The sequence below is a fragment of the Rhodospirillales bacterium genome, assembly GCA_016710335.1.
In the GTDB taxonomy this organism is placed as follows: Bacteria; Pseudomonadota; Alphaproteobacteria; order Rhodospirillales; family Defluviicoccaceae; genus JADJXQ01.
In genome coordinates this window covers 507,924-524,159 of record JADJXQ010000001.1, presented here as the reverse complement: position 1 = coordinate 524,159, position 16,236 = coordinate 507,924, and the positions used below count along the sequence as shown (strand labels likewise).

The 16,236-nt window shown below is 60.7% G+C and carries 12 protein-coding genes and 1 tRNA gene; 8 read left to right on the top strand and 5 right to left on the bottom strand.

Annotated elements, in window-relative coordinates; all coding sequences use genetic code 11:
• Window positions 1-32: 32 nt before the first annotated feature.
• The 5 genes from IPM60_02380 to carA all read right to left on the bottom strand — a co-directional run bounded on the left by IPM60_02380 (window position 33) and on the right by carA (window position 6,561).
• Window positions 33-281 (bottom strand): hypothetical protein, encoded by a 249-nt coding sequence (locus IPM60_02380; GenBank protein MBK8906769.1) that lies wholly within the window; start codon window positions 279-281, stop codon window positions 33-35.
• A gap of 75 nt (window positions 282-356) precedes the next feature.
• Entirely contained in the window at window positions 357-941 is a 585-nt protein-coding gene (locus IPM60_02375; GenBank protein MBK8906768.1) for a DUF882 domain-containing protein, read from the bottom strand.
• A gap of 127 nt (window positions 942-1,068) precedes the next feature.
• Window positions 1,069-2,712, bottom strand: a complete 1,644-nt coding sequence (locus IPM60_02370) for a L,D-transpeptidase family protein (protein MBK8906767.1) — start codon at window positions 2,710-2,712, stop codon at window positions 1,069-1,071.
• 175 nt (window positions 2,713-2,887) lie between these two features.
• On the bottom strand, window positions 2,888-5,113 hold the full coding sequence (locus IPM60_02365; GenBank protein ID MBK8906766.1) for a mechanosensitive ion channel family protein: 2,226 nt from the start codon (window positions 5,111-5,113) through the stop codon (window positions 2,888-2,890).
• A 239-nt stretch (window positions 5,114-5,352) separates the two neighbouring features.
• The gene (carA, locus tag IPM60_02360) at window positions 5,353-6,561 is read right to left on the bottom strand and encodes a glutamine-hydrolyzing carbamoyl-phosphate synthase small subunit (GenBank protein ID MBK8906765.1); all 1,209 of its coding nucleotides are present in this window, start codon (window positions 6,559-6,561) and stop codon (window positions 5,353-5,355) included.
• A 279-nt stretch (window positions 6,562-6,840) separates the two neighbouring features.
• On the opposite strand from carA, the gene IPM60_02355 reads away from it, so the two are divergent.
• The 8 genes from IPM60_02355 to IPM60_02320 all read left to right on the top strand — a co-directional run bounded on the left by IPM60_02355 (window position 6,841) and on the right by IPM60_02320 (window position 16,233).
• On the top strand, window positions 6,841-7,302 hold the full coding sequence (locus tag IPM60_02355) for a GatB/YqeY domain-containing protein (protein ID MBK8906764.1): 462 nt from the start codon (window positions 6,841-6,843) through the stop codon (window positions 7,300-7,302).
• Between the two features lie 72 nt (window positions 7,303-7,374).
• Entirely contained in the window at window positions 7,375-9,243 is a 1,869-nt protein-coding gene (locus tag IPM60_02350) for a DNA primase (GenBank protein MBK8906763.1), read from the top strand.
• A gap of 94 nt (window positions 9,244-9,337) precedes the next feature.
• Window positions 9,338-11,365 carry an RNA polymerase sigma factor RpoD gene (gene rpoD / locus IPM60_02345; GenBank protein MBK8906762.1) on the top strand — a complete coding sequence of 676 codons (2,028 nt, stop codon included), beginning with the start codon at window positions 9,338-9,340 and terminating at the stop codon, window positions 11,363-11,365.
• A gap of 88 nt (window positions 11,366-11,453) precedes the next feature.
• Window positions 11,454-11,530 (top strand) — tRNA-Ile (locus tag IPM60_02340).
• Window positions 11,531-11,783: 253 nt separating this feature from the next.
• Window positions 11,784-12,341 (top strand): polysaccharide biosynthesis/export family protein, encoded by a 558-nt coding sequence (locus IPM60_02335; protein ID MBK8906761.1) that lies wholly within the window; start codon window positions 11,784-11,786, stop codon window positions 12,339-12,341.
• Window positions 12,342-12,370: 29 nt separating this feature from the next.
• A complete protein-coding gene (locus IPM60_02330; protein MBK8906760.1) occupies window positions 12,371-13,567 on the top strand; it encodes an outer membrane beta-barrel protein in 1,197 nt (398 codons plus the stop codon).
• A gap of 48 nt (window positions 13,568-13,615) precedes the next feature.
• Complete coding sequence (locus IPM60_02325; GenBank protein ID MBK8906759.1) at window positions 13,616-15,367, top strand: lipopolysaccharide biosynthesis protein; 1,752 nt, start codon at window positions 13,616-13,618, stop codon at window positions 15,365-15,367.
• Window positions 15,368-15,408: 41 nt separating this feature from the next.
• Window positions 15,409-16,233: an AAA family ATPase gene (locus IPM60_02320; GenBank protein MBK8906758.1), complete on the top strand. Its 825-nt coding sequence runs from the start codon at window positions 15,409-15,411 to the stop codon at window positions 16,231-16,233.
• Window positions 16,234-16,236: the final 3 nt, after the last annotated feature.

Genomic DNA, 16,236 nt, shown 5'->3' with positions numbered 1-16,236 from the left:
CGATCAGTAAAATCATCAAGCTACTCGAAGCGTCAGCGACGATTGATCAAACGGAACACGAGCATGGCGAGCCATATGGGGATCACCACGGCGGCGCCAATCACGATGTACTCGAACGCCCACCCCAATGACTTGCGCCCCCATGCGAGTGAGTCACGGGCAGCGTCGAACAGACTTCGGAAAAAATCGGCAGGTGACAGGCCAAGCAGGGACAGGATCAACCCCACAACCAGACAGGCCAGGGCCAGCTTGATGACGGTCGACAAGATCTTGCTGGGCATGCCCCCCTCAGTTCCGCGCAGTGCGGCCGGCCGTCCCAGTGGGCGGCAAACCCCATCTCTGGAGTTCGGGCGGTATCAACCGCGCCAGCTTCGCACCGGCCCGACGTCGACGTGAACGAAGCCCGAGCGCGGGTAGTACCCGACGCCGCCGACGTTCAGGCTCTTGGCGAGCCCGGCGACTTGCGAGGTGGTGTATCCCGGTATCTTGATGTCCACCGCCATGCCGGAAATGTGGTAGCTGTTCTTCGCGACGCCGCGACTACTACGCCGCAGCATCGCATTGGTCTCCGGGGAGCGGTAGCCGCTGACGATGTTGATCGCTTTGGATGCGCCGATCCGCCGCTGCATTGCGTAAAGCAGATCTACAAGCCGAACTTTGATCGGCGCGGTTTCGCCGGTGCGGAAATCGCGCAGGATGTGGTTGATCTCACGCAGGGACTCCGGAACATAGCGGCCGCCCTCCCAGTAGACGAGCTTGAGCGCCTCGTCAGTTCGAACATTGCGCAGCGCCACACTGCGATGCGCGCCGCGCACCGTCCCGGCTATAGCGGAGATCGGGCAAATGCTGATCAGCGCACCGGCGCCCATGCCCAACAAGTCCCGTCGCGAAAACTCCGGCTTAATATCATCAGCCCACACGTCGACCCACTCCTTTCCCATCGCTTGTTGTATTGTCGCATCGAAATGTCCCGCGGCGTTCACCGTCGGCGCGGAATTGACATCGGAATTGTGTCGAAACGAAGAAGCTCCCATCCCGTGACACTACCCACGCATGGCTAACGCAACCTTAAGGGTCGTCGCCAAACAAGGCTGCGGCCAACTTTTTGTCGCGGCCATAGATGTCATGCCGAAACTGAACGGTGCCCTCTTCACCGGCCCAGGCAGTGAGATACACCAGATGCACCGCCACCGGTTTCTGTAGCCTCACCGAGGTTGTCTCGCCGCTGGCGATGGCTCGCCGGATCGCCGCCAAGGTCCAGCCCTGGCTTCCGTTCAGGAGCCGCTCTGCCAGTGCCAGCGGCTCCTCGACGCGAATGCAGCCGGAACTGAGGGTGCGCACGCTTTTGAGGAACAGTGCCCGCGACGGCGTGTCGTGCAGGTAGACGGCATGATCGTTTGGAAACATGAACTTGATGCGCCCGAGTGCGTTTTTCGGACCTGGATCCTGGCGCAAGCGGTAGGAGAAAGACGCGTCGGAGAGCGACCACCAGTCGATCATCAGCGGATCCACTTCTACGCCGTTCTGCCAGCCGTCGTAGACACGTAGTCCCTGATCGACGAGATAGAACGGATCATCCTGCACCTTGGGCAGAATGTCCTTGACGGCGATGCTCCGAGGAACGTTCCAGTAGGGATTCAACACGAGATAGGTGACGTGGCTGCTAAGGTCCGGGGTTTGCCGATACGGGCGCCCCACCACCACGCGCATCTTGAGCGCGACTTTGTCGTTTTCGATCAGGTCGAGCTCGAACCCGGCCATGTTGACGAGTATGTGCGGATCACCAAGGCCATCCGGCATCCACCGCCAGCGTTCCATGTTCACGATGATCTGATGGACCCGTGCCTCTGCGCTCACCCTGAGCGCAGCAAGCGTTTGTCTGCCGACAACTCCATCAGGTTCAAGGCCATGCCGCTTCTGAAACGCTTTGACTCCGGCCTCCAATCCCGCGTCGAAGTGGTTCGGATCGGCCGGATCAATGACGGTGAGATCGCCGGTCACCCTGAGACGCTGGCGCAACACTGCGACGCGCGTGTCGGTCGCCCCGAGCTCCAGCTTCGGTCCATCCGGCACCAGCGGCCAGCCGCCCGCTGCCTCCAGCTGACGATACTGCCAAAGAACCCGGCGCAGGTCGCTATAGACGATGTGGCTCGGCGCCAGATGATCCAGATAGACCGACAGGTCCGGAGCTGCTGCCGCTCCTGTCAGCACTGCCACCGGATCGATGGCGGCCTTGGCATTCGTCCGCAGCGGATCCACCATCCGCGGCGCCACGCGACCGTTTCGAATATCGAGAGCGTAACGGGTGAGGGCAGCGCTCATCAGAAGCTCTCGCCTCGCCATCTCGGCCGCCGAACGTGACAGCAGCGCCGGTACCTCGAGGATGTAGTTTTCGGGCGCCAGTCCATCCCGAACGGAGCCCCGGAACGCAGCGACGATGAGCTTGGCGCGGTCGTTGAAGCCGGACGGGCCGATCCACAGCGGAGCAAGGCTTCTTTGGCTGTAAAAGTCCTTCATTCTGTCCGTCGGGATCGAGCGGCCGTTGATGTCGATGCGGTCGCCGACATCATCCAACGCTCGACCGAGAGCGTCGCGCAGCACGTCTTGACGATCCGCCTGAACCGGCAGCGCGCACAGCGGCGGCATGACGGCGAGCGCCAGTGCCAGTCCCAGCAGCAGCGGCCGATGATTCCTGTTCCTATCGTTACGCATCGACACGACTGCAGGCCACCCCGAATGGGTCTAAAACAAGAACTGGTGCTTTTTGGCTAGCAGGTCCCAGAAATCGATGCCAGTAGAAATTTAACCAGGGTTGCTGCGCCTCCGGAAGAGCGTCGCCGAAGCCGGCGCGATCTTCCTCGCGCAGCCCCCACATCGGGAGAAAATGTCAGACGCCGGCGGCCGCCTTGCCGTCGGGCTCGCCGGCGGGCTCCGATAGTGCGGCGGCTGCGGCAGCCGCGGAGGCGCTCGGTATTCCCCCTGCGCTGTCCACAATTACGCGCCTTGGGGCGAATCGGATGCCGTTTTCGGCGAACGCTTCCTGGACACGATGGAAGACTTCGCGGCGCAGAGTGAATTGTTCTCCGGGTTTGGCCATGAACTTGACCCGCATGATGAATCCGGAATCGTCCATTCGGTTTACACCCTGGGATTTCAGCGGCTGAAGGAACTGGGGACCGAGAACCGGGTCGTCGGCGAGTTGCTGGCCGACCTTCTTGATGAGCTTCCGCACCTTTTCGAGATCGGTTTCGAACGGGAGCCGCAACTCCAGCTTCATGATTGACCAGTCGCGACTGAAGTTCGTGAGGTGGGCAATCTCTCCAAAAGGGATGGTGTTCACCGGTCCGTTTTGGTGACGGAGCCGGAGGGAGCGGATGGAGATGTGCTCGACGGTGCCCTTGACGCTACCCGTATCGATGTACTCCCCAATGCGGAACGCATCGTCAGCGAGGAAAAAGGCCCCGCTAATAATGTCCTTGACCAGGGTTTGGGCGCCGAAGCCGATCGCAAGCCCTACGACCCCAGCGCCGGCGATCAACGGCCCGATGTTGACGCCCAGCTCCGACAAGATGACGAGGGCGACCAGAAGGATCAGGGCGATCATCATGAACTTGCCGAGAAGGGGCACCAGGGTCTGTAGCCGGCCGCCCCCGGTACCTCCCGCTTCGCCATCAAAGGCGTTGCCCGCAGCACCGACGTCCGGAGCCGCGTACTTGACAGCGGTGCGGATGATCCCCCACAACGCGGAAGCGAGTATGAGGGTGACCACGATGTGCAGACCTGCGCCCAACACATGCTGATCGATGCCCGCAGCAGAGAGAACTCGACCATCCAGACCCCAAAGACGCACCAGGATGACGGCCGTCACCACCGCCAAGACCATCCGCAAATTGTGCGTGACAACATCACGATATTCGCGTCTGGCGTGATCTTTCCGCTGGTCAACTTCCGGAGCACTCTCATCTGCGGCCACCCCTTCGCCACCGGCTGTAGCGTCGATAGAGCCTGCAGGACCATCCCAACGCGACGCCGCCGGCACCTTGAGAAGGGCGGTCAAAGTCGCGCGTATCATCCAGTCGACCACCGGTATGGCGACGATGATACAAAGGCTGCCGATGATCGGCCCCGCGACCCTCTGGCCGGTCAGCAGCATGTGTAAGCCGCCGGCTACCCAAATCAACGCGATCGCGGCGGTCACCAGCACGTGCCAGTTTGCGGCGAGCAGTTGGCGAACTCGGGATGGCTGCGCGCCGGCGTCGGAGCCGCCCCGCAGGATCAACGCCGTGACCGAAGCTCGATCCGCCCACACTACAGCCACGATCGTCGCGAGGACGATCGTCGTCAGCAAGGTCGCGATGAGCACGCGGAGGTCTTCCTCCACTCCGAGCGCGGCGGCCGCGCTTCCAAGGAAATAGGCAGTGACGATCAGCACCGTAACCAGGGCGAGGCGTCCATGAATGCGTCGCGCTGCATCCTCGTTCAGGGGGGGAATGCGCAGCCATGAATGTTGTGGCGCGATGGTGCACCGCAGCACCGCCAACACGATACGGATCCAAAACACCGCCCAAAAAACCGCGGTGATCACTTGGCGGGTCGGTTCGTGCCCTTGATAGAAGACAAAGAAGACGCCGATGCTGACCACCGCGAACACCGCGATCCCCAACAGGTCTGCGAGCAGACGTAGCGCCAGGATGGCGAGCTTGGAGGGGGCCGAGAGCTCGGCTTCGGCGGCGGCCGGCTCCCGTAAGCGCGTGATGAGGCGACGGAAGCCCCACTCTGCGGTAGCGCCTGCGCCGAAGATGATCACCATGAACAATGCGACCACGGCAATGTGGAACGGGCCGCGGTCCTGCGTCAGGGTCGTCACCACGAACGTTGCGACCGAAGGCAACTCCGGGACGGCCGAGACCATCTGTGCCATGCGGCCGCGGAGAGTGTGCATGGAATCCTGGAACGATGCGACCGCACTCTCCTCTGGCTCGGTCGTTTGCAGGGACTGGGTCGCTACCTTGTCCAACTGCTGAATGAGAATGGCGCGGGCGTCTTCATCCGATAGGCGTGAAACGAGATCCCGCACCGCCTCAGGCGTCAGTGCGTCGGACAGGGTCGGCACCGTCTCGCCATACCCGGGTGCGGGCGATGGTGGTCCGGATGAGGCGGCGTCAACGGCCAATGACGGCTTAACGGCGGGCAGGAGGGCCGCAAAACACAAGGCTAAGGCTAAACCGGCTGCCGCGCGGCGAATGCTGCCTCTGACAGGAGTTTTGGCCATCCGTCCTCCTCTGTTCTCAGCCGGGGACGCCCGCCGACGTGTTTGGCCTCTATACTGTCATAGCGGCGAACACCGAGCGATTAGCGGCGATGGCGCTCCATGATGTCCACGAAGCGGCGAAACAAATGATGGCTGTCCTGTGGTCCCGGTGACGCTTCCGGATGGTACTGCACGGAGAACACCGGAAGCCCCTCCACGCGAAGTCCCTCGTTGCAACCGTCGAACAGAGAGACATGGGTCTCGACAACATGAGCGGGCAGACTGTCACTATCAACGGCGAATCCGTGATTCTGGCTGGTGATTTCCACGGTCCCGGTTTCGAGGTCCTTGACCGGGTGATTTGCGCCGCGATGCCCTTGATGCATCTTGTATGTCTTTGCACCCAGCGCCAACGCCAGCAACTGGTGCCCGAGGCAAATTCCGAAGATGGGAACGCCGTTTTCCATCAAGCTGCGGATCATGGGCACCGCATAAGCACCGGTTGCGGCCGGATCTCCCGGCCCATTGGCCAAAAAAACGCCATCCGGCTTGCGGTCGAGAATGTCTTCCGCGCTGGTTGTGCCTGGGACCACGGACACCCGGCATCCTGCTGCAGCAAGACACCGTAAGATGTTCAGCTTGGCGCCATAGTCGACTGCGACGACGTGGTACCGGGCGTTCACCTGGCGGCCGTATCCTTCCGTAAGGTCCCACTGTGTCTGATCCCACCCATACGATTGCCGGCACATGACCTCCTTCGTGAGGTCCATCCCCTTCAGGCCGGGCCAAGTCTCGGCCATGAAGCGCAGCGCATGCACGTCGAGCGCTTCGCCCGGCGCATGAATCAAGGCGCCGTTCGGTGCGCCGCCGTCGCGGATGCGTCGGGTAAGCCGGCGCGTGTCGACGCCGGTGACGGCGACAAGATTGTGGGACTTGAGCCAGCCATCCAGATGCTGGGCAGCGCGCCAGTTGGCGGGTTCAGTGATCAGCGAACGGAAAATGCAGCCGCGGACGGCGGGCGTCGTCGCCTCGATGTCGTCCGGGTTGGTCCCGACGTTGCCGATATGAGGAAACGTGAACGCGATGATCTGACCGGCGTACGAGGGATCCGTCAAAATTTCCTGATAGCCGGACATCGCAGTGTTGAAGCACACTTCGCCGACCGCAACCCCGGTCGCGCCAGCGCCCCGCCCCCACAAGACGCTGCCGTCGGCCAGGACCACCGCGGCATCGGCACCCGGCGGCTGAGCACCCGGATTTAGCGACGTCCCGGAATTGGCGCCTGTTTCTGCCTCCATGAGTTCCGACATGCAGGACACTCTCCCTGATTGAGCCAAGACCATCTGATTGAGCTAAGAAGAAGATCGGCGTCGCACCTTCAATCCGGCCCAACGCGTCTGCCGGCGCCCAGCGCTACGCTCTTACGGAAACGAAGAGCTCGCGTCAACATAGCACCCGCACCCGCGATTCCTGCGCCGGTATAAAGCTTGCCGTTACGCCGCCGCTTGAAAGTCGTGACCTTCCTGTCGACTTCCACCATATTTCGGCATCCTGTGGTTCAGGTCGCGACGATCAACAGAGGCGCAAGGATGACAGCATTACGAGATCGGCTGAATGAATCGTTGAAGGCAGCGCTGCTCCAACAGGATGAAATCGCCATCTCGACGATCCGTCTGGTTCTGGCTGCACTCAAGGATCGCGACATCGCTGAGCGCGGAAAAGGGAACGTCAGCGGACTCCCCGATGACGACATCGGCGCCTTGCTGCAGTCCATGGTCAAACAGCGTCGCGATAGCATCACGGCCTATCAACAGACAGGTCGGAACGATCTGGCTGAACGTGAGGCGCACGAAATCGATGTCATCGAGCGGTTTCTTCCGCCGCAGATCCGGGGCGACCATATGACCCAGGCGATCGCAGCGGTTGTCGAAGAAATCGGGGCGACGTCGCTCAAGGAAATGGGGCAGGTGATGAGCATATTAAAGCAGCGGTATCGTGGTCGCATGGACTTCACGAGAGCCAGTGCGGCAGTGAGGCGACGCTTGAGCTGAGATCCTGCGACCGCACACAGTGCGGGCATCCTCATGATATGCGGCGGGGACGAAGGACGGCCAGCTTAGAAAATGGCAATTCCGGCTGAGTTTCTTGAAGAACTGCGCGCTCGATCCACTATGGCAGAGGTCGCCGGGAAACGCGTGCGTCTGACGCGGAAAGGGCGAGACCTTGTTGGCCTTTGCCCGTTCCACAAAGAAAAGTCTCCTTCTTTCACGGTGTTCGACGATCACTACCACTGCTTCGGCTGTGGCGCTCATGGCACCGCCATCGACTTCACGATGGAGGTGGACCACCTCGGCTTTCGTGAGGCGGTGGAACGTCTTGCGGCTGACGTCGGCCTTGCTGTTCCCGTAGATGCTGTCGATCGTGGGCAGGCACGACAGCGACACCACCTTCATGTCGTTCTCGAAGCAGCAACGAAGTACTACGAGAGAATGCTGCGGATGCCGGAGGGGGCGGAAGCGTTGTCGTACTTGCAAGCGCGGGGGGTCAGCGACGACCATATCCAGCACTTCCGGCTCGGATACGCGCCTCCGTCGGCCGAGGGGTTGCGTGCCGCCTTGTCGCGGGACGGCCTATCCGAGGAGGTGATGGTCGAAGCCGGTCTGCTGGTGACCCCTGAGGGCGGGGATCGAAGACCATACAACCGGTTCCGCCGACGGGTAATGTTTCCGATCCACGATCGGGAGGGACGCCCCGTCGCGTTCGGCGGGCGTATCCTCGGGGCGGGAGAACCGAAATACCTTAATTCTCCGGAGACCCCCGTGTTCCGCAAGGGCCATCTGCTCTATGGCCTGCACCATGCACTGCGGCCAGCGCGGGAGCAGGGAACGGTGGTTGTCGTTGAAGGCTACATGGATGTCGTCGCTCTGCATGCCGCAGGGTTCAGGAACGCCGTGGCGCCCCTGGGTACGGCGCTGTCCGTGGAACAGATCGGCGAGCTGTGGCGCCTGGTGCCTGAACCGATCCTGCTGTTCGACCCCGACGAAGCCGGCCAGAGCGCCGCGGAACGCGCCGCAGAGCGCTCGCTGCCGATCCTGAGGCCGGGCCTCGGTCTACGCTTCGCGTTCCTTCACACCGATACGTTGGACGACCCGCAGGGGGTTCATCAACGATACGCGCCGCAATTTCTTCGGGAGGCGTTAACGCGCGCTTTATCGTTGTCGGACATGATTTACCGGATGGAGGTGGGGGGCCGACCGTTGCGGTCGCCGGAGGATCGAGCGGCACTTGAAGAGCGGGTGCGGAGACGCACCGCGGCCATATCGGATGCAGCGTTACGAAGGCATTTCCTCTCCGACTTCCGGGAGCGCTTGTGGTCTGCCATGCGGAAAGCGCGCCCGGCGCGCGCGTCCATTGGCGAGAAGCTGTCGAGTGTTCGCCAGGAGCGGTTCGCCGCCAGAGGCTCTTCGCCTGCTAAGTTTGATCGGGCTACCGAAGTGGCGGCGGCGAACGACGCCGTGACCGAGCTCGAACGCCGACGCGAAGCGATTTTGCTCGCCGTGCTCATCGCGCACCCGGACAGCATCGACCAGATCGGCGAACGGCTCGGATCGCTACCATTCCAGGATCAAGACCTTGACAGGCTTCGTCAGGAAGCTTTACACGCGCTAGCGTCGGTTCCGAACCTTGACTCGGCACATTTGGAGGACCACCTCAGGAAACAGGGCTTGGGAACAGCACTGGATTCCCATATCGGTCCTGAATTATTTAATCATGCTTTTTTCGCCCGGACCGGCGTCGCGTTGGAAACTGCGATTGAAGGGTGGGAAGAGACCTATTCTCTCTACCTCCGCCAACATCTTCGGTCCGAGTTGGAGGACCTGGCGGCAGGAGTTGTGGATCGGATGTCCGAGAGGTCGTTTGAATACTTTCGGGAACTGAAACGCCAGGAACAATCCACTACGTACGGCGAAGCGGGGGCAAAGCCGCGATGATATGAGTGCGTTTGCTGGTAATGGAGATCGCCCCGTCGCACGACACCTCCAGGGATCGTCGGCAAGCGACTTTCGATCGGGAGCAACAAGCTACATGTCGAAACAGACGACGACCGCTGTCGAAGCGACGGATAGCCAGGAGGACACGGCAGACAGCCCACTGCTCGACAGCCTCGGCACGAACATCAAGAAAATGGTGGGTCGCGGCAAAGAGCGTGGCTTCGTCACATACGACGAGCTAAACGAGGCGCTGCCGCCCGATCAGGTTTCGAGTGAGCAGATCGAGGATACGATGTCGCTCCTGTCGGAGATGGGCATCAATGTCGTCGACTCTGAGGAGCCTGATGAGGCCGCCGCACCTACGGAGGTTGTCGAAGCGGAGGTGCGTTCCGGCAACGTCGACGAGTCGGAAATGGGCCGCACCGACGACCCGGTCCGCATGTATCTTCGTGAAATGGGAAGCGTCGAGCTTCTGTCGCGCGAAGGCGAGATCGCCATCGCCAAGCGTATCGAAGCCGGGCGCGAGATGATGATCGGCGGCATCTGCGAAAGCCCACTGACGATCCGTGCGATCGTGCAGTGGCACGACGCGCTGCTCGAGGGGCGCATGCTTCTTCGGGACATCATCGACCTGGACGCGACCTATGGCGGCGTCACGGCTGGCGAGCACGGGGAAAAAAGTGGTGACGGTGCCGCGCCGGCTGACCCAACGCAGGCGGTCGCAGCACCGGATCGGCTCGCGGAAGCTGGAGAAGGCCTTGGCGCGGACGTCGCGGAGGCCGAAAAGGACGAGCCCGCCGTGCAGGATCTTCTCGTGGAGGACGAAGAAGAAGACGACGACGCCGAGGGCGGAGGGGTCTCCCTTTCGGTGATGGAAGCGCGTTTGAAGCCAACTGTCATCGATACGTTCGAGCAGATCGCGATCACCTACAACAAGCTTCATCGGGTCCAACTGACGCGCATCAACGCCTTGCAACGCGGCGAAGAGGTCAAGCCGACGGTCGAAAAGCGATACGTCAAGCTCCGCCGGGAGTTGATCGAGTTGATGGAGGTTGTGCACCTTAACGGAATGCGCATCGAGCAGTTGGTGGAGCAGCTTTATGAGCTCAACCGGCGTCTCATCAGCCTGGAAGGGCGGCTCATGCGGCGCGCCATCGAATGCCGCATATCCCGCTCCGACTTCCTCGCCAGCTACTTCGGGAATGAACTGGCGCCTGACTGGCTTGATCGCATGGCCGAGGCGTCCGGCTCCGGGTGGCGCCGCTTGACCGAGCGTCATCGCGATGAGATGGAAGCGCTGCGCGAGAAGGTAGGCGAGATCTCCCACGAGGCGGGGCTGCCGGTTTCCGAATTCCGCCGGATCGTGTCGACAGTGCAGAAAGGCGAACGCGAGGCGGGCAAGGCCAAAAAGGAAATGATCGAGGCCAACCTCCGCCTCGTCATCTCCATCGCCAAGAAATACACAAACCGGGGCCTGCAGTTTCTCGACCTCATCCAGGAAGGCAACATCGGGTTGATGAAGGCGGTCGATAAATTCGAGTATCGCCGCGGTTACAAGTTCTCGACCTATGCGACATGGTGGATTCGCCAGGCCATCACCCGCTCCATCGCCGACCAGGCGCGCACCATCCGCATTCCCGTGCATATGATCGAGACCATCAACAAGCTGGTCAGGACATCGCGGCAAATGCTGCATGAGATCGGGCGCGAGCCGACGCCGGAGGAGCTTGCCGAGAAGTTGTCGATGCCGTTGGAGAAGGTTCGCAAGGTTCTGAAGATCGCCAAGGAACCGATCAGCCTGGAGACGCCCATCGGCGATGAGGAAGACAGTCATCTCGGCGATTTCATCGAGGACAAGAACGCCGTTCAACCGCTCGACGCAGCGATACAGGGCAACCTGCGGGAGACGACAACCCGGGTCCTGTCGACGCTGACGCCGCGCGAAGAACGCGTGCTGCGCATGCGCTTCGGCATCGGGATGAATACCGACCATACTCTTGAAGAGGTTGGGCAACAATTTTCAGTGACGCGCGAACGGATTCGTCAGATCGAAGCCAAGGCGCTCCGAAAGCTGAAACACCCCAGCCGCTCGCGAAAGCTCAGAAGCTTCCTGGACTACTAGCGGATGGCCTCCAGGAGCCGGCGACGCAGTTTGCCGGCCGAAAGAGTCACTTTGGCCGAATGCGTTTCAGAACGCGGAGGTTCCGGCCGGGCCCGTAGCTCAATTGGTTAGAGCCGGCCGCTCATAACGGTCTGGTTGCAGGTTCGAGTCCTGCCGGGCCCACCAAGCTTCACTCCAGTTCCCGTAAATTGACGATAATGCGCGTCTTACGGCGTCGTCGACCACAGGAGCGCGTCAAATATGCGCAGAGTTTTTCGGTCAGCATCGTGTCAAACCGCGCCGCTTTCGACGGAAATGTTGCATATTGGCAACATGGGTGCGAGATCGTTGCCTTTACACTTGAACGCAACCGGGAATCAGTGGAAGATCGGCTTTCTTGGTGTTCGTATCCAACAGTTCAGACTGTCGCGGTAGGTCCATGATCAAGTTCATTTTTGCACTCTTCGTCGCCTCCATCCCGCTGACTGCCATCGCCGACCAAGTCTATACGCTCAATCCTGGAGACGTCCTGGCGATCTCCGTCTGGAAGGAGGAAGGGCTTCAGGGCGAAGTGCTGGTTCTTCCGGATGGCACGATTTCCTTTCCACTCGCAGGACAAATGAATGTGGCCGGCCGCACAGTGCAGGAGGTCGAGCAAGAACTGGCTCAGAAGCTGGACCGCTACATTCCCGGCCCAGTCGTTGCCGTCTCTGTTTTGAATGCGGCCGGCAACAGCATCTATGTGACCGGCGCAGTGCGGCAGCCGGGGCAGTACCAGGTCGTGCAGCCGACGGACGTGATGCAGGCGATAAGCTTGGCGGGCGGTCTGACCGAGTTCGCCAGCGAAAATCGTATTCAGATTCTCCGCCGCGAGAACGGTAACCAAGTCACAATCCCGTTTCGTTACTCGGACGTTTCGCGCGGGCGGGATCTCAAGAGTAATGTCGAGCTACAAAGCGGTGACACCGTTGTGGTCCCGGTTGCGTCCCTGTTCTGACGGCCGCCGCAATCAAGGTGCTCTGCAGTATGATGACCAGACGGGCCATCTCGTCGGAGGGTTCATCCGCGCGGACGATTTCACTGCCCGCGATGGCGGTCCTCGCCGTTGCCGCGATGCCGGCGGCGCTCGCGGCGCAGGAATGGACGGTCGATGGCACCGTTTCGCAGCGCTTTGAATACAATGATAACATCGGTCTCAACGCTCTCGAGATTGCGGATGCGAATTCCAGCACCCTCGGTCGCGTGAACTTCGCGCTGCAATCTCCCACAGCGTTCCTAAACTTGGGCGCCGAAGTCGATATCGTTCGCTTTTTCGAAGAATCGGATCTGGATTCCACTGATTCGTTCTTCAACCTGAACTCTGGAAAACAGGTGGGCGCACATCGCTTCGGTCTTGGCGCGGAAGCGGTTTTCGATACGACCCGGACCAGCGGGATTGACGATCTGGGTGTCGGCATTCTTGCCAACAAACCACGCCAGACCTACAGCGTAACCCCCACTTGGCAATACCAATGGTCCACGGTGGACGTGGTAGGGGTGTTCCTGAACGCGCGCTTGGAGCGATTCCCGAACGAATCCGGAGGAATCAATAACGACTCCTATTCGAGCAGCTTGACGTACGGGCGGCAGTTAACCGCCGCGACCGCCTTCGATTCGGCGCTGACTTACGGATTCTATGACAGCGAGTTTACTAGGACGCGCGGGTTCAGCTTGGTGGGAGGCGTGTCGACGAACATCTCGCCGCGATGGCGCGGCAACATGGTCGTCGGGCCGCGTTTCTCCAAGACGGAGGACAAGATAAACGACGAAACCACCGACAACGTCGGGGTAACGGTGTCGGCGGATAGCACCTTCGACATCAGCCCGCTGTCCAGCGTGACGGGCTCGCTGGAGCATGGTCTGGTACCGAGCAGTTCTGGAGAGGCGCAAAACTTTACCGCCGTGCGCGGCATCTACCGGCATCAGTTGCTCCGGGACGTGTACTTCGATGCGGTCGCATCGTTCGACATGCGGAAACGGCTGGAAAACGATGACTCAGCGGAAACTCGCGAATACGCGGATGTATCGCCGCGGATCCGCTGGGAGTTCGTCGAGGACTGGGAATTGACCGGCTTGTATCGCTTTCGGTGGAACTCGCCAACGCAGAGCGACGAGACGTTTACCTCCAATACCTTCTTCGTCGGTGTGACGTATCGCACACCAAGATCGTTTGTGTGGCGCTAGAAAAGGTGGTATAAGACAACCATCGGTATTAACAAGCGTCAGCCTCAAATGGATCCTCAAGATACGACTCTGCACGGGGCGGTCATCGTCCTGAAGCGGCGGAAGTGGTTTTTCGTCCTCCCGGTGATCGCGATCACCGTGATCGGCGCCATAATCGCCATGGTGCTGCCGTCCGTATACCGGTCGCAGGGCACCATTATGATCGAAAAGCCAGACATCCCGCCCGATCTGGTGGCGTCCACCATCACCGGCTATGCGGACGAGCGAATTCAGACGATCGAACGTCGCGTGATGGCTACGAGTACGCTTGTGGACATCATTCAGAAGTACAACCTCTATCTGGATGAGCGCCAGACAACGCCGTCTCATGAGTTGGCCAGCGAAATGCGGGACAACGTGGTTCTGGAACTGGTCAGCGCAGAATTGCAACAGCCGCGTGGCAACTCGACGGAGGCGACGATCGCCTTCAACATCGGCTTCGATAACGAAGACCCCGTCGTAGCACAGCGAGTCGCTAACGAACTCGTCTCTCTCTACTTGAGCGAGAATGTGCGCCTGCGTCAAAAGTCGGCGAGCGAAACGACGGAGTTCCTGGCCAGCGAGGCGGCAATCTTGGAGCGGCGCATCTCGGAGTTGGAGAGGAAGCTCGCCGACCTCAAGCAGAAGCACACCGGGCGCCTGCCGGAGCAGATGGATTACAACATGCAGCTGATCGAGCGAACGGAAGCAGAGCTTCGCTCGCTCGACATGCGTGAACAGGCGCTGGAAAGCCGCAGGATCTATTTGGAAGGGGAACTCATGCAGACGAGCCCCTACGGATCCTACGTTGTGGATGGCCAGCGCGTGATGGGGCCGCGCGACCAGCTGAAAGCGCTGCGCACTCAGCTTGCTACGCTTTCAGGGCGGTACGGCTCGAACCACCCCGATGTACAGCGGTTGCGTCGGGAGGTCGCCGCCCTCGAGCAGCAACAACCGGGCGGCGGAGCGAGTGCAAGCAGCTTGCGCCGTGAGGCTGAACGGGTGGAAACGGAGCTGCGTAGACTGCGCGAACGTTATGCGAGCGATCACCCGGATGTGCTGCGGCTGGAGCGCCAGTTGGCCTCACTGCAGGGCGAACTCGCCGACGCCCGCTCCCAGCCGACGACGACGCCGAGCGAGAGCCCTGACAATCCCTCGTATATTGCACTTCGTTCACAAATTCAGGCGGTCCAGTCAGAGTTGGGTTCGATTGCCGAACAGCGGGCAAGGCTCAAGGAAAAGCTGGAAGATTACGACAAACGGATCATAGAGACACCGCTCGTCGAGCGCGAGTATTTGCAGTTGTTGCGTGATCGAGAATCTGCCGAGCTGAGCTACCGCGAGATCAAAAACAAGCAAATGCAGGCGCATCTCGGACAGAGCTTGGAAACGGAACGAAAGAGTGAGCGGTTCACGCTGTTGGATCCGCCGGTTCTTCCAGAAAAGCCACAACGTCCAAACCGTCCGTTGATTGTCGTCGTCGCCTTCTTCGTCGCGGCGGGAGCAGGCGCGGGTATCGCGTTCCTTGCCGAGAAGTTGGACAGCGCCGTGTACGGAGCGCGACAAGTGGCGGAACTTGTTGGTGCGGCGCCGTTGGTGACTATACCCTATATCCGCACCCGTGCAGAACTCTGGCGAGCGACACGGCGAAGGGTGGGTGTTGCTGTGGCGTTCGTGTGTCTGTTGGTGGGCGCCATCACCTATGTGCACTTCAGCGTGACGCCGCTCGACGTACTGTGGGCTGGGGTTGATAACGAAGCGACGGACGCGAAGCAAGAATAGCGTCAACCGCGTTACGTATTCTAACACAGGGGAATCCTCCGTTGGAGAAGATCCAAAAAGCACTCGAGAAAGCGCGCGAACTCCGTGACAGTGGGGCTCGCCCCGCCACGCCGTCACGCCACCGTTCAACGGAGCGACGCGGCAGCATGCCGATCGTGACGGACGGGATCACTTACGATCAGACGCGGGTCGTCGGGACCACCGAATCGGAACTCCATGAGCGCCGCATCATCGCCGGTCTGACCCATCATGAACTCTCGGACACGTTTCGGGTTTTGAGAACTCAGGTTCTTAAGCACTTGAGCGCGTCGGGGTTTACCACCATCGGCATTACCAGCCCGAACCGTGGCGAAGGCAAGACATTGACATCAGTGAATTTGGCGATCAGCCTCGCCATGCACATCACCCGCACTGTGCTCCTTGTCGACATGGATCTACGGCGGCCGAGCATCCATAGCTGCTTTGATATCAAGCCGGAGTCCGGGCTTGCAGATTACCTGCTCGGCGACGTCGCCCTTTCCGACTGCCTCGTCAATCCTGGGGTAGAGAGGCTGGTTGTTCTGCCGGCCGGCGGTCCGCTGCGCGCTTCCTCAGAGTTGATCGCGTCGCCGAAGATGATCGGCCTCGCGAGGGAGGTCAAGTCGCGGTATCCTGACCGCGTCGTCATTTATGATCTACCGCCGGTCCTGGCCTCCGACGACACTTTGGCCTTTCTCCAGCACGTCGAATGTTGTCTGCTGGTTCTTGAAGAGGGATCGACTCGTAAGGGCGACGTCCAGCGAGCGCTGTCATTGCTGGAAGGATTCAACGTTATTGGAACGGTCCTCAACAAATCCGCAGAGGTACAACAGCCTTATTACTGCTGATCG

Excerpts from the sequence above, each read along its gene's own strand:
- IPM60_02380 (MBK8906769.1), bottom strand. The coding sequence starts at position 281 with ATGCCCAGCAAGATCTTGTCGACCGTCATCAAGCTGGCCCTGGCCTGT.
- IPM60_02375 (MBK8906768.1), bottom strand. The coding sequence starts at position 941 with ATGGGAAAGGAGTGGGTCGACGTGTGGGCTGATGATATTAAGCCGGAG.
- IPM60_02370 (MBK8906767.1), bottom strand. The coding sequence starts at position 2,712 with ATGCGTAACGATAGGAACAGGAATCATCGGCCGCTGCTGCTGGGACTG.
- carA (MBK8906765.1), bottom strand. The coding sequence starts at position 6,561 with ATGTCGGAACTCATGGAGGCAGAAACAGGCGCCAATTCCGGGACGTCG.
- IPM60_02355 (MBK8906764.1), top strand. The coding sequence starts at position 6,841 with ATGACAGCATTACGAGATCGGCTGAATGAATCGTTGAAGGCAGCGCTG.
- IPM60_02350 (MBK8906763.1), top strand. The coding sequence starts at position 7,375 with ATGGCAATTCCGGCTGAGTTTCTTGAAGAACTGCGCGCTCGATCCACT.
- rpoD (MBK8906762.1), top strand. The coding sequence starts at position 9,338 with ATGTCGAAACAGACGACGACCGCTGTCGAAGCGACGGATAGCCAGGAG.
- IPM60_02335 (MBK8906761.1), top strand. The coding sequence starts at position 11,784 with ATGATCAAGTTCATTTTTGCACTCTTCGTCGCCTCCATCCCGCTGACT.
- IPM60_02330 (MBK8906760.1), top strand. The coding sequence starts at position 12,371 with ATGATGACCAGACGGGCCATCTCGTCGGAGGGTTCATCCGCGCGGACG.
- IPM60_02325 (MBK8906759.1), top strand. The coding sequence starts at position 13,616 with ATGGATCCTCAAGATACGACTCTGCACGGGGCGGTCATCGTCCTGAAG.